11 protein-coding genes are annotated in these 14,543 nt (G+C 72.9%); 2 read left to right on the top strand and 9 right to left on the bottom strand.

Going from position 1 to position 14,543, the window contains the following annotated elements; all coding sequences use genetic code 11:
• Positions 1-109: 109 nt before the first annotated feature.
• The 9 genes from glmM to UO65_RS32250 all read right to left on the bottom strand — a co-directional run bounded on the left by glmM (position 110) and on the right by UO65_RS32250 (position 11,240).
• Positions 110-1,444, bottom strand: a complete 1,335-nt coding sequence (gene glmM / locus UO65_RS32290; RefSeq protein ID WP_035290614.1) for a phosphoglucosamine mutase — start codon at positions 1,442-1,444, stop codon at positions 110-112.
• Positions 1,445-1,578: 134 nt separating this feature from the next.
• Positions 1,579-2,172 carry a 30S ribosomal protein S9 gene (rpsI, locus tag UO65_RS32285; RefSeq protein WP_407643146.1) on the bottom strand — a complete coding sequence of 198 codons (594 nt, stop codon included), beginning with the start codon at positions 2,170-2,172 and terminating at the stop codon, positions 1,579-1,581.
• The gene (gene rplM, locus UO65_RS32280; RefSeq protein ID WP_035290612.1) at positions 2,169-2,612 is read right to left on the bottom strand and encodes a 50S ribosomal protein L13; all 444 of its coding nucleotides are present in this window, start codon (positions 2,610-2,612) and stop codon (positions 2,169-2,171) included. Before rplM ends, rpsI begins: the two co-directional genes overlap by 4 nt.
• A 401-nt stretch (positions 2,613-3,013) precedes the next feature.
• The gene (locus UO65_RS32275; protein WP_035290610.1) at positions 3,014-3,307 is read right to left on the bottom strand and encodes a WXG100 family type VII secretion target; all 294 of its coding nucleotides are present in this window, start codon (positions 3,305-3,307) and stop codon (positions 3,014-3,016) included.
• 74 nt (positions 3,308-3,381) lie between these two features.
• Entirely contained in the window at positions 3,382-3,693 is a 312-nt protein-coding gene (locus UO65_RS32270; protein WP_035290608.1) for a WXG100 family type VII secretion target, read from the bottom strand.
• Between the two features lie 235 nt (positions 3,694-3,928).
• Positions 3,929-4,405 (bottom strand): hypothetical protein, encoded by a 477-nt coding sequence (locus UO65_RS32265; protein ID WP_035290606.1) that lies wholly within the window; start codon positions 4,403-4,405, stop codon positions 3,929-3,931.
• A 33-nt stretch (positions 4,406-4,438) separates the two neighbouring features.
• On the bottom strand, positions 4,439-6,358 hold the full coding sequence (locus UO65_RS32260; protein ID WP_035290604.1) for a type VII secretion-associated protein: 1,920 nt from the start codon (positions 6,356-6,358) through the stop codon (positions 4,439-4,441).
• A 150-nt stretch (positions 6,359-6,508) separates the two neighbouring features.
• A complete protein-coding gene (locus UO65_RS32255; protein ID WP_035290602.1) occupies positions 6,509-10,504 on the bottom strand; it encodes a type VII secretion protein EccC in 3,996 nt (1,331 codons plus the stop codon).
• 46 nt (positions 10,505-10,550) lie between these two features.
• Positions 10,551-11,240 (bottom strand): hypothetical protein, encoded by a 690-nt coding sequence (locus tag UO65_RS32250; protein WP_035290600.1) that lies wholly within the window; start codon positions 11,238-11,240, stop codon positions 10,551-10,553.
• Between the two features lie 136 nt (positions 11,241-11,376).
• On the opposite strand from UO65_RS32250, the gene eccD reads away from it, so the two are divergent.
• On the top strand, positions 11,377-12,768 hold the full coding sequence (gene eccD / locus UO65_RS32245) for a type VII secretion integral membrane protein EccD (RefSeq protein ID WP_035290648.1): 1,392 nt from the start codon (positions 11,377-11,379) through the stop codon (positions 12,766-12,768).
• Positions 12,768-14,207 carry a type VII secretion-associated serine protease mycosin gene (gene mycP / locus UO65_RS32240; protein WP_052022096.1) on the top strand — a complete coding sequence of 480 codons (1,440 nt, stop codon included), beginning with the start codon at positions 12,768-12,770 and terminating at the stop codon, positions 14,205-14,207. The genes eccD and mycP overlap by 1 nt, the downstream gene beginning before the upstream one ends.
• Positions 14,208-14,543: the final 336 nt, after the last annotated feature.

Genomic DNA, 14,543 nt, shown 5'->3' with positions numbered 1-14,543 from the left:
GCCGAAATCCCGGTGCCGCCCGCGTGACCCCACCACACGCGTGGGGAGAAATCTACCGACCACCTGGGACACGCGACCGCCGAACGGCCTATTTGCGCGGGTGAAGACGTCAGCTCGCCGCGGAGACGACGGCGGCGAGGCGGTCGGCGCAGGACTGGGCGAGGTCGTGGGTGGGGGCCTCGACCATGACGCGGACCAGTTGTTCGGTGCCGGAGGGGCGGAGCAGGACGCGGCCGGTGTCGCCGAGTTCGGTTTCGACCTGGGTGACCGCGGCGCCGACCGAGGCGGAGCCCGCGACGGCGGCCTTGTCGGCGACGCGGACGTTGACCAGGACCTGCGGGAGGCGGTGCATGACGCCCGCGAGTTCGGCCAGCGGGCGGCCGGTGGCCACGACGCGGGCCATCAGGCGCATGGCGGTGAGCAGGCCGTCGCCGGTGGTGGCGTAGCCGGGGAGGACGACGTGGCCGGACTGCTCGCCGCCGAGGGCCAGGCCCGCGCCGCGCAGTTCCTCCAGGACGTAGCGGTCGCCGACGGCGGTGCTGCGGAGCTTGACGCCCGCGTCGCGCATGGCCAGGTGCAGGCCGAGGTTGCTCATGACCGTGACGACCATGGTGTCGTCGACCAGTTCGCCGGAGTCGCGCAGGGCCAGGGCGAGCACGGCCATGATCTGGTCGCCGTCGATGACCTCGCCCGCGGCGTCCACGGCCAGGCAGCGGTCGGCGTCGCCGTCGTGGGCGATGCCCAGGTCGGCGCCCTCGGCGAGGACGGCGGCGCGCAGCGGCTCCAGGTGGGTGGAGCCGCAGCCGTCGTTGATGTTCTCCCCGTCGGGGAGGGCGTTGATGGCGATGACCTCGGCGCCCGCCTCGCGGTAGGCCTGCGGGGCGGCGGCCCAGGCGGCGCCGTTGGCGCAGTCGACGACGACCTTGAGGCCGTCGAGGCGGTTCGGGGTGGACGCCAGCAGGTGGGCCACGTAGCGGTCGTGGGCGTCGGTGATGTCGTAGATGCGGCCGACCCCGGCGCCGATGGGGCGCTCGGCGGGCTGCGCCAGCGCCGCCTCGATCGCGTCCTCCACCACGTCGTCGAGCTTGTGCCCGCCCGCGGCGAAGATCTTGATGCCGTTGTCCGGCATCGGGTTGTGCGAGGCGGAGATCATCACGCCCAGGTCGGCGTTGAGCGCGCCGACCAGGTGCGCCACACCCGGGGTGGGCAGCACGCCCACCTGGAGCACGTCCGCGCCCGCGGACGCCAGGCCCGCGCACACCGCGGCCTGCAGCATCTCACCGCTGGCGCGGGGGTCGCGGCCGACCACGGCGACCGGGCGGTGCGAGCCGTCCCGGGGGGCCAGCACCGCCGCCGCCGCGGCGGCGACCGACAGGGCCAGTTCCGGGGTGAGGTCCCGGTTGCCGAGCCCCCGGATTCCGTCGGTGCCGAACAGGCGTGCCATGGGGTGCATCCTCCGCTGCGGTGGGGCCGGGCCCGTCGGGCCGCCGACCCTGGGGACCAGGACCTGCTGGGGTGTGAGACGCAGGAAGGAGCGGCAGGTTCGCACCTGCCGCTCCTTCCCGGGAAAGCTTTCGATCAGCGCTTGCTGTACTGAGGCGCCTTGCGGGCCTTCTTCAGACCGTACTTCTTGCGCTCCTTGGCCCGCGGGTCACGGGTCAGGAAGCCTGCCTTCTTGAGGACCGGGCGGTCCTCGATGTCCAGCTCGATCAGCGCGCGGGCGATGGCCAGGCGCAGCGCGCCGGCCTGCCCGGTGATGCCGCCGCCGTGCAGACGGGCGCGGATGTCGAACGACTCCGGCTTCTCGGTGATGACCAGCGGCTCCTTGATGAGCTGCTGGTGCACCTTGTTCGGGAAGTACTCCTCGAGCGACTTGCCGTTCAGGGTGAACTGGCCGGTGCCGGGGAGGATGCGGACCCGGACGATCGCCTGCTTGCGGCGGCCGACGGTCTGCGCGGTCTCGTTGCCGATGCGCGGGAGGGCGGGCGCCTCGTCGGCGTCCTCCGCGACCTCGTACTCGACGGCGTCGGACTCGGCCGGGGCCTCTTCCGCCGACTCGTCGGCGTCGGTGTCGGCGACCTCGGGGGTCTCCTCGACCGCGTCGGCCTCGGGAGCCTCGACGGCGGCCACGGGGGCCTCGTCGGTCTCGGGGGTCTGGACGTCCTCGCTCACTTGGCGACCTTCGCAATCTCGAACGGCTTGGGCTGCTGGGCGGCGTGCGGGTGCTCCGGGCCTGCGTAGACCTTGAGCTTCTTGCCCTGCGCGCGGCCGAGCTTGTTCTTCGGCAACATGCCCTTGACGACCTTCTCGAGCAGGCGGTCGGGCTTGGTGTCGAGCAGCTCGCCGAAGGACCGCTTGCGCAGACCGCCGGGGTAGCCGCTGTGGCGGTACGCGAACGCCTGGTCCCGCTTGTTGCCGGTCAGCACGACCTTCTCAGCGTTGACGATGACGACGAAGTCGCCGGTGTCCACGTGCGGGGCGAAAGTGGGCTTGTGCTTGCCACGCAGGAGCGTGGCCACATGCGTGGCGAGACGGCCGAGCACCACGTCCTCGGCATCGATCACGTGCCAGGCGCGGTCGACCTCGCCGGGCTTAGGGCTGTACGTGGGCACGGGTCTACCTCATCGTCAACTTGCGTCATGGGTGCCTGTGCGGGCATCACCCCGGGTTGAGTTGGTCATCCCGGGGCGCGCAACGCCACTCGACTCGCGTTCGACCAGTCGAGCTTCACGCCCCGCGCCGCACAACAACGTAAGAAGATACCGGGTCGCTCCGGGAGGGTCAAAACGACCCCCTGTTGGCGGTGTTTTCCCGCTGTTCAGCGGGCGTCGACCGGCGGTTCGGCGCCGGTGGCGAGCGGGTGGCGCGGGCGGGTGGCGGGACCCGGGAGCGCCCCGGGCGGGGGCACGGGTGTTTTCGGACACACGAAAAACCCGAGTGGGGCCCGAGAGCTCGCGCTCCGGGCCCCACTCGGGAGTTCTCGACTCAACCCGCCACCAGGGGCAGCGGTCGATCAGCCCCACTTGCTGGCGTTGGCCTTCTCGGTGGCCTCGTAGTTCTCACCGGACTGCTGCACGGCCACGGCGATCGAGGAGAGGACCTGCTTGAGCTCGTCGTAGGCGCGGTCCCACTCGGCCTGCTTGGCGGCCCACGCCTCGGAGGCGGCACCGGTGTAGCCCGCGGCCAGCGGGGCCAGGCGGGCCTTGAGGTCGCCGAGCAGGCCCTCGAGCTGGCCGGAGGTGGAGGCCAGGGACGCCGAGGCGTTCGCGACCTCCGCGAAGTTGACCTTGATCATGTCGCCGGACATTGTGGTTCTCCCTAAGTCTGCGAAGTCTGGGTGTCGAAGCTGGAAATCAACCGCGGAGCGAAGAGGGCGGGAACTCAGCCGCCGAGGACGTTGGCGATGGAGCTCATCGAGGAGGAGGACTCCTCTTCCTGCTGCACGTACGCCGCGTTCGACTGCTTGAGCTGCTCGGAGATCGCCGCGAGGGCGTTGTGCAGCTTCTGGGCGTCGGTGTTGTAGCGCTCCATCAGCGTGGCGAACGCGCGGGCGGCGCCACCCTTCCAGTTGTCGTGCAGCGGGGCGAGGGCGCCGCCGAGGCTCTTGAGCGCGTTCTGGCTCTCCTCGTTGACGTTGTCGACGTCGACAGCGGCCTTGGCCATCTCTTCGGGCGTGATTCCGTAACCGGACATTGGGAGAACCCCCTGGTGGTAGTGGGTCGTACGCGTTCTTTGTTCGTACGCCGCTTACGACGATGACCCTGCCAGGTTCGGTTCCGTCTGCGTGCGACTTGTTCGGAGGTAGTTGCTCCCGTAAATGTCGGGGCGGGGAACCCGCAGGTCAGAGGCGCTTTGGCCGGGCGCGCGGCAATGGCGGGACTTCACATTGGTGAAGCTGCCATGTGCGTTCGCGACGCGGCCGGGGGAATCAGCCGCCCTCGAGCAGGATCTGCTGGTCGGCGAAGTAGCCGTCGTCGTCCTCGGGGTCGGTGCGCCGGACCGGTGGGGCCGGGCGGGCGGGCCTGGGCGGCTCGGGGTCGTCGTGCTCCAGGACCACCGGGTCGTTCTCGGCCAGCGGGTCGTCCACCGGCTCGGGTTCGGGCTCCGGTTCCGGCTCCCGCTCGGCGACCAGCCGGTGCGCCGGGGGGAACTCGTCGACCGGCAGGCCGCGTTCCCGGCGCCACTCGGCGGCCCGCTCGCGGGCCCTCGGGTCGGTCAGCTCGTCGGCCCCGACCCGGAGGCCGCCGTCGCGGGCGCGGGCGGCCAGGGTGTCGTTCTCCCTGCGGAAGGCGGCCACTTGGTCCCTGGCCTCGGCGGAGGCCCGCCGGGCCCGGGTGACCGCGGCCGACACCTCGGACCGGAACCGGGCCACCGACTCGGCGAAGCCCTCGTTCGGCGCGCTCATCCCCGCTCCCCTCATCTCAGCCGGTGACCGGACTCAGCCGGTGACCACCATGGACCGGACCACCGCGTCGCACGCCCGCGCGACCCGGTCGCGGCCGTCGTCGGTGTACTGGCACCCGACGCTGACCTGGGCCGCCCCCTGGAACAGGACGTACCAGTCGACGGTAGCGCTCTCGGCGTCGAGTTGTTCGCGGTAGTGCACGACGTCGCGGTCGGCGAACCTGGTCGCGTCGGCGAAGTCGGTGAACTGGTCGCCGCCCGCCTCGTAGTCGCTGCGCAGCTTGCCCACCGCGCGGGCCCGCTCGGCGCCGCTGTCGAAGCTGAGCCGCTTCTCCTCGACCAGCACGGCGTCCCCGCCGCCGGTGTCGTCGGCCGGTCTGATCTCGGTGCGCAGCAGGCCCGGGTCGCCCCCGGTCTGGGTCCAGCCGTCGGGCAGCGCGAAGCGGTACTCGTACTGGGCGATGACCCGGCCGGGGTCGGCGGGCGGCTGCTCCTCGCGGCCGAGCACCACGACCAGGGTGACCGCCACCGCGACGGCGAGCACCAGCGCGCCCAGGCCGACCAGCAGCCACGTGCGCCCGCGCACCCCCCGCGCGCTGTCCGGGGTGGACGGTCGGACCGCCGCGGACCCGGGGTGCGCGGCGGGGAACCCGCCGGACGGGGGACCCGGGGGGCGTGGGCCGGTGGGCAGCGGGCGCGGCAGCGGGCCGGAGGGGTGGCGGTGGACCGGACCGCGGACCGGCCGGGTGCGCTCCTCGCCCGGGCTGTGGACCGGGCGGGTGCGCTCCTCGCCCGGGCTGTGGACGGGGCGGGTGCGCTCCTCGGCGGTGACGATCGGGGGGCGGCTGGTGGGCACGGTGCGGTCCTGACCGGGGGCCAGCACGCCGGTGCCCTCCGGGTCGGGGGCGACCGCGCGCAGCGCGCCGCGGGCGACGACGGTCTCCGGCTGGTCCAGGGTCACCGGGACCACACCGGTGCGCTCGGCCACCAACCGGGCGATCAGCGGGATGCGACTGGAGCCGCCGACCAGGAACACCCCGGTCAGCTCGGCCGGGGTCAGCCCCGACTCCGCCACCGCCGCGCTGACCAGCCGCACCGCCCGGCCCACGGGTTCGGCGATGAGGCGCTCCAGGTCGTCGCGGGTGACGTGGGCGTCCGGGAACGGCGAGGGCAGCGGGACGTCGGTGTAGGGGTGCCGGGAGAGGGTCTCCTTGGCGTCGCGGACGTCCTGGCGCAGCACCCGGCGACGGCGCCGCTCGGCGAGGTCGCGGCCCTCAACCAGGTCGCGCCAGGCCTCGGGGTGCCCGGAGGTGGCGCCGATGTGCTCCAGCAGGAGCTGGTCGACGTCGGCGCCGCCGAAGGACGGGTCGCCCTTGGTGGCCAGGACGGTGTGCCGGTGCCCCTGGGTGCGCACGACGCTCACGTCCACCGTGCCGCCGCCGACGTCGAGGACGGCGAGGGCGCGCTGCGGCGGGCCGGGGAAGCTCGCCGCGTGGAACACCGCGGCGGCCACCGGTTCCGGGACGGTGGCGACCCGGTGGCCCAGGCCCGCGGCCGCCTGGCGCAGGACCCGGGTGCGCACACCGCCCCAGTCGGCGGGGTGGGTCAGCACGAGCTGGTCGACCGGGGCGCCGCCCGCGACCCGCCTGGCCTCGGCCACGGCCCGGCTGAGGACGGCGCGGAAGACCGCCGGGACCGGGAGGACCGCGTCGCCGAGGAGGAGTTCGGACTCGTCCACCCGGCGCTTGGGGTGGGGCTCGTAGCGGGAGGGGTCCAGCGCGGCCTGGCGCTCCGCCTCCTGGCCGACGAACAGGGTGCCGTCGGTGGCGGCGTAGACGGCCGAGCGGAGCAGGGGCTGCCCGTCGACGACGACCACCTGCGGCTCCCGGCCGTTGACCGAGACGGCCACGCAGGTGCTCGACGTCCCGAAGTCGACCGCCACACGCAGCGCCACAGTCCACCCCCCGCTCGGCTCCGGGATCACCCTACGTGCCCGGACAAGAGCGGCGCGGGCAGCCGGGACGCCCCGGCGCGGCGCAGGCGCCCGGGGAAGCGCCGAGCCCCGGCCCCTCGGGCGAGGGGTCGGGGCTCGGGGGTGCCGCGGTTACTCCGGGTTGATCCAGGCGATCTGCATGAGGGCCTGGCCCACCTTGCGCGAGACCAGGGTGCCCCGGCCGGGTGGCATGGCGCTGGGCTTGGTGGTGCCCAGCAGGGCACCCTCGTCCTTGTTGCCGCTGCCGACGAGACCGGGGCTGGCGATCTCGCGGAGCTTGCCCAGGACCGGGTCGAACATGGCCCGGGAGGCGCCGCCGGTGCGGCGGACGGTGACCACGTGCAGGCCGACGTCCTTGGCCTGCGGGAGGAACTCGGCGATCGGTTGCAGCGGGTTGGTGCCCTGCGGGGCGACCAGGTCGTAGTCGTCGACGATGAGGAACAGTTCCGGGCCCTTCCACCAGCTCCGGTTCTTGAGCTGCTCCTGGGTGACGTCGGGGCCGGGGAGCCGCTTGAGCATGGAGCCCCGGACGTCCTTGACCATGTCGGTGAGCTGGTTGCTCGACACCGCGTAGCCCAGCAGGTGCTCGGTGTTGATGAAGCCGAGCATGGTGCGCCGGTAGTCGACCAGGATGATGACCGCTTCCTTGGGCGTGTAGCGGTCCATGATGCCCCGGACGATGGTGCGCAGCAGGTTCGTCTTGCCGGACTCGCCGTCGGCGAAGGCCAGGAAGTGCGGCTCCGCGTCGAAGTCCAGGTAGACCGGTGCCAGGTCGTTCTCGTCGACGCCGATGGGGACGAGCTTGGTGTCCCGGCGGGTGTCCTGGGCGAGCAGGTCCTCGTAGGACATCAGCTCGGGCAGCAGCCGGACCTTCGGCGCGTGCCTGCCGCGCCAAGCGGCGTTGATCTTGGCGACCGCGTCCTGGACGCCGCCCGCGACGTCCTCGGGGTTGCTGGAGCCGTCGACGCGGGGCAGGCCGGTGAGGAAGTGCAGCTTGTCCCGGGACAGGCCGCGGCCGGGGCGGCCCGCGGGGATGTTGACCGCGACCCTGCGGTCCACGTCGGACTCGCTGGGGTCACCGAGGCGCAGCTCGAAGCGGGTGCCGAGCAGGTCCTTGAGCGCGGGGCGGATCTCCGCCCAGCGGTTGGCGGCCACGACCACGTGGATGCCGAAGGACAGGCCCTGCGCGGCGAGGTTGACGACCTGCATCTCCAGGGACTCGAACTCCTGGCGGAAGTTCAGCCAGCCGTCGACGATCAGGAACACGTCGCCGAACGGGTCGTCCTTCAGGCCGCCCTGGCGCTTGCGGTTGCGGAAGTCGGTCATCGAGTCGATGCCCATGTCGCGGAAGCGCTGCTCGCGCTCGGCGACCAGGCCGGTGACCTCGGCGACCATCCGGCGCACCTTGTCCGGGTCGATCCGGCCCGCGACGCCGCCGACGTGCGGCAGCCCGTCCAGCGTGCCCATCGTGCCGCCGCCGAGGTCGAGGATGTAGAACTGCACCTCCTCGGCGGTGTGCGTCAGCGCCATCGACATGACCAGCGTGCGCAGCAGCATCGACTTGCCCGCCTGCGGGCCGCCCGCGATCGCCGCGTGGCCCGCGGCACCGGAGAAGTCCGCCCACAGCATGTCGCGGCGCTGCTCGTAGGGCTTGTCGACGATGCCCAGCGGCACCTGGAGCCTGCCGTTGCCGAAGAACCCGACCGGGGACAGGCCCCGGTCCTCGGTGACCTGCAGCGGCACCGTGAACAGCATGTCCAGCGAGCTGGGGTCGTTGAGCGGCGGCAGCCACACCGCGTGCGCGGGCGGGCCCTGCCCGACGAGCCGGTTGACGATCACGTCCAGCTCGCTGGCCTCGGTGCCGCCCTCGGGCTTCTTCTCCTCGACCACCGGGGCCAGCGGCTTCTCCGGCTCCTTGGGGATCTCCACGTAGTCGGGCACGAACAGCTTCGCCCGCCGGTCGCCGGAGACCGCCGCCACCGGTCCGGCGGCCTGCATCCCGGCCGGGCGGTAGGGCCCGGAGACGTACGCGGCCTTGAACCGGTGCATCGTGCTGGTGTCGAACTTGAGGTAGCCCGAGCCCGGGATGGACGGCAGCTCGAACGCGTCCGGCACGCCGATCGCGGCGCGGGACTCCGCGGCGGAGAAGGTCTTGAGGCCGATGCGGTAGGACAGGTGCGAGTCCAGGCCGCGCAGCTTGCCCTCCTCCAGCCGCTGCGAGGCGAGCAGCATGTGCATCTGCAGCGACCGGCCCAGCCGCCCGATGGCGACGAACAGGTCGATGAAGTCCGGCTTGGCCGAGAGCAGCTCGGAGAACTCGTCGACGACGATGAACAGCGCGGGCAGCGGGTCGAGGTCGGCGCCGTTCTCGCGGGCCTTCTCGTACTCCCACACGTTCTTGAAGTTGCCGCCGTTCTTGAGCGCCTCCTGCCGCCGGTTCATCTCCCCGGCGAGGGCGTCCTTCATGCGGTCGACGAGGGTCAGGTCGCCCTGCAGGTTGGTGATGGTCGCGGCGACGTGCGGGGCGCCGTCGAGGCCGAGGAAGGTGGCGCCACCCTTGAAGTCGACCAGGATGAAGTTCAGCGTCGTCGACGAGTGCGTGGCCAGCATGCCCAGCACCAGCGTGCGCAGGAACTCGGACTTGCCGGAACCGGTCGCGCCGATGCACAGGCCGTGCGGGCCCATGCCCTCCATGGCCGCTTCCTTGATGTCGAGCTCGACGGCCTGGCCGAACTCACCGACGCCGAAGGGCACCCGGTAGCGGTCGCGCACCGGCCGGGGCCGCCACGCCTGCTGCACGTCGAAGGTCATCGGGTCGCCCGGGATGCCCAGCAGCTCCAGCAGCGTCGGGTTGGACAGCAGCGGCTCCTCGTCGCCGGAGTCGGCCGCCGCGGCGCCCACCCGGTACGGGGACAGCTTGCGCGCCAGCGCCTCCGCCTCGGCCACGCTGAGCTGGTCCGGGGAGGCGAACCACTCCACGCCGCTGGCGCTGCGCGCGCCGAGCCGGTCGCCCTCGACCACCAGGCGCAGGCCGCGGCGGGCGGTGAGGTTGCCCAGCGACTCCGACAGGTCCAGCAGGGTGACCCCGACCAGGCCCTCCTCCAGGATGATCTGCTCCTCTCGGGTGACCTCGCCGTCGTCGATCACCACCACGACGTGCGGCTGGTCGGGCTGCGGCGGGGCGTTGCGGGTGAACCGCTGCCGGTCGCGCAGCTCGTCGTCGAGCCAGTCCTCGATCTGGGCCAGCGACCCGGCCATCATCCGCAACTGGCCGATGCCGTCGAGCAGGTTCGGGTGCTGCACGTGCGGCAGCCACTTGGCCCACTCCCACTCGGCCTTGGCCTTGCCCGAGGTGACCACGGCGACCAGCACGTCGTCGGGGGTGTGGAAGGTGACCAACTGGGCCAGCAGCGCGCGGGCCAGGCCGCGGCACCGGTCCTTGTCGCCGGTGATGCCGACCGCGGCGAACCCGCGCACGGCGACCTGGATGGGCAGCTCGGGGACGATCGAGTGCGCCCGGACGAACCGGCGCAGGGCCAGCGTGGCGATCGGCTCCAGCTCGTCGACCGGGCCGGTCTGCGGCGGCACCAGCCGGGTGGCCAGCCGCTGCGAGCCGCGGCCCGCGCGCAGGTGGCAGAAGTCCGGGTCGGCCTGGCGGCGCTCCCACATCCGGCGGCTGGTGGCGATCGACCACAGCGCCTGCGGGTCGGGGTGGGTCCACTCCAGCGAGGCGCGCTGGTCGAGGGAGGCCTCGCGGGCCCGGTCGCGCATCTGGCCGAGGTAGCGCAGGTAGTCCTTGCGGTCCTCGTTCATCTCGGCCTTCTTCTGGCCACCGCCCCGGCCGCCCATGCCGCCGGCCATCATGCCGATCGTGGACATGAGGAACATGCCGCCGAAGAGCAGGGAGGACGGGTTCTTCCCGCCCACCATGAACATGAAGACCATCATCCCGACCGAGGCCACGATCATGACCGCGGGCAGCATCTTGAGCAGGATGTTGCCCGGGATGACCCTGGGCACCTCCGGCGGCGGCTCCAGGTGGACCTCTCCGCCGGGCTGCCGCGGCGCGGACAGGCGGGGCGAACGCTTGAACTGCAGCGTGCTCACCGGACGGACACCTCTTCGACTCGATTTGCGGCTTGGGGGGGTGAAACTACCGAACCGCCGGGTCCGGCCCGGCCGGTTCGGCGGAACGGGCCGCCGGGAGCGAGCCCACCAGGGCCGCCAGGAAGACCGCGCCCAGCGCCACGGGGACGACCCCGCCGCCGGACACCGCGAGGAAGTAGACGATCCCGACCGACACCGCGCACACCGCGGCCCCGACGGCGAACCGCCCCGGCCCCCGCGCGCGCCGCCCGGCCAGGAACACGGTGACCGCCACCAGCAGCAGGCTGCCGTGCACCAGCGCGCCGGGGTCCGCGTCGTCGGTGACGAACGCCCACCCGGTGATCACCCCGGCGACGAGGACGGCCAGCACCGGCAGGACCGCGGCCGGGGTGGGCCCGCGCCCCGGCCGCACCGCGGAGCCGACCAGCAGGACGAGCGCGGCCAGCAGGAAGACCACCCCGAACAGCAGCGAGCTCGGGTTGCGGCCGCCGAAGACGAACAGCACGCCCATCATCACGATCGAGGCCACCACCAGCACCAGCCCCAGGGCGACCCGGTCGGCCAGCTCGTGCCCGCTCGGCGTCCACACCAGCACGACCGCGGCGACCAGGTACACCAGACCGGGCAGGGCGCCCGCGGGGTGCCGCCCGGTCAGCACGAACAGGAAGGCGCCCATGGCGACCGCGCCGAGGACGGCCAGGACCGCCAGCGCGCGGTAGCCAACCCCTGCGGGCATTCGCCCCACCCCCGTGCTCGGCGACTTTCTGCGGAACCGCCGGACCCGGCGATGTCGGTGCGGCCATACTAGGACCGATTCGCGCCGGACCGGGGTCGGTCCGGCCAGACCTGTGGACAACTCGAGGGGGCAGGCGGTGGCAACGGGGACGACCGTGTTCAGCCGGGTGACGGTGGTCGCGCCGAGGACGCGCATCGACGTCGCCCTCCCGGCGGACGTGTCGGTGGCTGACCTGCTGCCGATGCTGCTGGAGATGGCCAAGGAGACCACCTCCGACGGCGGTGCCCGGCACGGCGGCTGGTGCCTGGCCAAGCTGGGCGACAACCCGCTGGACCCCAGCCGGACGCTGGGCGCGCTCGGCGTGGTCGACGGCGACATGCTGCAACTGCGCAAGCGCGCGGAGAACCCCCCGCCGCCGCTGTACGACGACGTGGTCGACGCGATCGCCGAGTCCGCGCCGGACAGCTACCGGCCGTGGACGAAGGAGACCGCGAACCGCATCGGGCACATCGCGGGCGCGCTGGCGCTGGTGCTCGGCGCGCTGGCGGTGCTGATGGCGGGCCCGCTGTCCGGCGGCGACAACCTGGCCCCGGCGATCACCGCGGGCGCCGCGGCGGTCGTGCTGGTGGCCCTGGGCGCGGTGCTGGCCAAGGCGTACCAGGCGCCGACGACCGGGGTGCTGGTCGCGGCGGCGGGCGGGCTGCCGATGGCGTTCGTCAGCGGCCTCTACATCGTGCCGGGCGAACCGGGCCGGGCCAGCCTGCTGCTGGCCTGCTCGCTGGTGCTGATCGTGGCCTCGGCGTCGATCATGCTGATCGGCGCGGGGGTGACCACGTTCGTCGCGGCGGGCACCGCCGCGCTGCTGGGGGTGGCCGCGTTCGCGGTGGCCACCCTGGTGGCGCACCCGGCGGCGGGCATCGGCGCGGGCACGGCCGCGGTGGCGCTCGGCGCGCTGTCGGTGCTGCCCCGGCTGACCATCCAGCTCGCCAGGCTGCCGCTGCCGAACGTGCCGGGCAGCGCGGAGGACCTCAAGGAGGACACCGGCTTCCCCGACTACCGCTCCATCGAGCGGCGGGCGGGCCTGGCGCACGAGTACATGACCGGCATGATCATCGGCTGCGGCGCGGCGGCGGCCACCGGCGCCATCGTCAGCGCGGGCTCCCCGAAGATCTGGGGCGTCATCCTGGGCGTCGTGGCGACGCTGGTGCTGCTGCTGCGCGCCCGCACCTACGCCAACGGCAGCCAGGCGATCGCGCTGCTGGCCACCGGGATGCTCTCGGCGGTCGGCATCCTCATCGGCTGGCTGCTCGAGGCCGACAGCTTCGAGCGGCTGCTGTGGGTGTTCGGCGCGCTGGTGCTGATCGCGGCGGCGGCGATGGTGCTCGGCGTGGTGTTCCCCGAGCAGCGCTTCTCCCCGCCGCTGCGGCGCACGGTGGAGGTCTTCGAGGCCATCTGCATCGCGGTCGTGCTGCCGCTGGCGCTGGCCGTGATGGACCTCTACAGCAGCCTGCGGCAGGTGAGCCTCTGATGCGGGCGCGGCGGATCGGGGCGGTGCTCGGCGCCGCGGCGATCGCGGTGGCGCTGCCCGCGGTCCCCGCGTCCGCGCAGCAGCAGCCGCCCCCCGGCGGCAGGCCGTCCCCGGTGGACACCAGGGCGGTCCCGCCGCCGCTCGACCCGAACTGGCAGGTGCCCAAGGTCGGCGGCCCGGACGCAGCCTACGCGCCGAAGACCGCGTGCATCGCCCCGGCGTCCGGGCAGCGGTTCGACCTGAAGAACAAGCCGTGGGGCCAACTGGAGATGCAGTTCGACGAGCTGCACCAGTTCTCCCGCGGCGAGGGCGTCACGGTCGCGGTGATCGACACCGGTGTCCGCAAGCACGACTACCTCACCGTGCGCGGCGGCGGCGACTTCGTCATCGCCGCCCACAACGGCCTCGAGGACTGCGACGGCCACGGCACCGAGGTCGCGGGCATCATCGCCGCGCACCCGCCCGCGGACGGCCAGATCGGGTTCGTCGGCATCGCCCCCGGCGCGGAGATCCTGTCCATCCGCCAGTCCAGCGCCAACTACGAGGGCAAGCGCCCCACCGCGGCCGACCCGGACCCGCGCGCCGAGCCCGCGGGCACCCTGGAGACGCTGGCCCAAGCCGTGGTGTCGGCGGCGAACCAGGGCGCCCGCGTGATCAACATGTCGGTGGACAGCTGCCGCCCGGCCGACCTGCCGATCCAGCCGTCGGAGAAGAACCTCCAGGCCGCCCTGCGCTACGCCCACGAGACGATGGACGTCGTCCTGGTCGCCTCCGCGGGCAACTACGGCCAGGACTGCGAATCCGGCGTCAACGCGGGCGACCCGACCCGGCCGGACCACCTGGTGCTGCCGCCGTGGTTCTCGGAGTACGTGATCTCGGTGGCCGCCATCCAGGCCAACGGCGACCCGGCCGACTTCTCCGTCCCCGGCCCGTGGGTCACCGTCGCCGCCCCCGGCACCAACATCATCTCCCTGGACCCCACGACGAACGACGGCCTGGTCAACCTCCAGGTCGTGAACGGCAAGAGCCAGGAGATCCAGGGCACCAGCTTCGCAGCGCCGTACGTGGCCGGCCTGGCCGCGCTGATCCGCTCCTACCGCAAGGAACTGAGCGCCAAGCAGGTGTCGGAGCGGATCAAGCTGACCGCCATCCACCCGGCCGCGCCCGGGGGCCGGGACAACCGCATCGGCTACGGCATGATCAACCCGCTGGCGGCGCTGACCGCGGCGATCCCCGCCGAGAAGGGCATCCAGCCGGACCAGCCGCTGGACATGAAGGCCGAACTCCCGGGCCCGATCGTGAAGAACTGGGCGCCGATGCAGGTGGCGCTGATCGGCTCCGCGGGCGGGTTGCTGTTGCTGCTGCTGACGCTGTTCGTCGTGCACACGGTCCGGCGGAACCGGGGCGGCGGGAAGGACGAGCTGCGCGGGATGGCCTAGCCGGGGGTTCCGGTCAGCGGTCTGGCTCTCGGCCGGAGCCCGGTCGGGCTTGCGGGGCTTGGGCCAGGCTCCTGTGGACAGGTCGGGCTTCGGCTGCGCTTGGTGTCGGCGCCTGCTGCTTGGATTGATTCGGGGGCTTCGCGGATCGGACTGTGGACAAGTCCGATCCGGCTTGGGGTTTGTGTCGGTGCCGCGTGGTTGGGTTGATTCGGGGGCTGCTCTGGCGGGGTGCGCTGCGTGCGGGGTGCTGGATCGGGTGGTTGTTCTTGGTCGGGGCCCCTGCGAAGACCCTCTGCGGCGGTGCGCGTGAGTGGGCGAAGGGATGCCCACCTCGCG

It is taken from the genome of Actinokineospora spheciospongiae (assembly GCF_000564855.1).
GTDB lineage: Bacteria > Actinomycetota > Actinomycetes > Mycobacteriales > Pseudonocardiaceae > Actinokineospora > Actinokineospora spheciospongiae.
Note: the sequence above shows the minus strand (reverse complement) of the source record. Positions and strands in the feature narration are given on the sequence as shown.

Bases quoted from the DNA above. Each gene is read 5' to 3' on its own strand.
- UO65_RS32270 (WP_035290608.1), bottom strand. From the start codon at position 3,693: ATGTCCGGTTACGGAATCACGCCCGAAGAGATGGCCAAGGCCGCTGTC.
- glmM (WP_035290614.1), bottom strand. From the start codon at position 1,444: ATGGCACGCCTGTTCGGCACCGACGGAATCCGGGGGCTCGGCAACCGG.
- UO65_RS32275 (WP_035290610.1), bottom strand. From the start codon at position 3,307: ATGTCCGGCGACATGATCAAGGTCAACTTCGCGGAGGTCGCGAACGCC.
- UO65_RS32250 (WP_035290600.1), bottom strand. From the start codon at position 11,240: ATGCCCGCAGGGGTTGGCTACCGCGCGCTGGCGGTCCTGGCCGTCCTC.
- UO65_RS32265 (WP_035290606.1), bottom strand. From the start codon at position 4,405: ATGAGCGCGCCGAACGAGGGCTTCGCCGAGTCGGTGGCCCGGTTCCGG.
- mycP (WP_052022096.1), top strand. From the start codon at position 12,768: ATGCGGGCGCGGCGGATCGGGGCGGTGCTCGGCGCCGCGGCGATCGCG.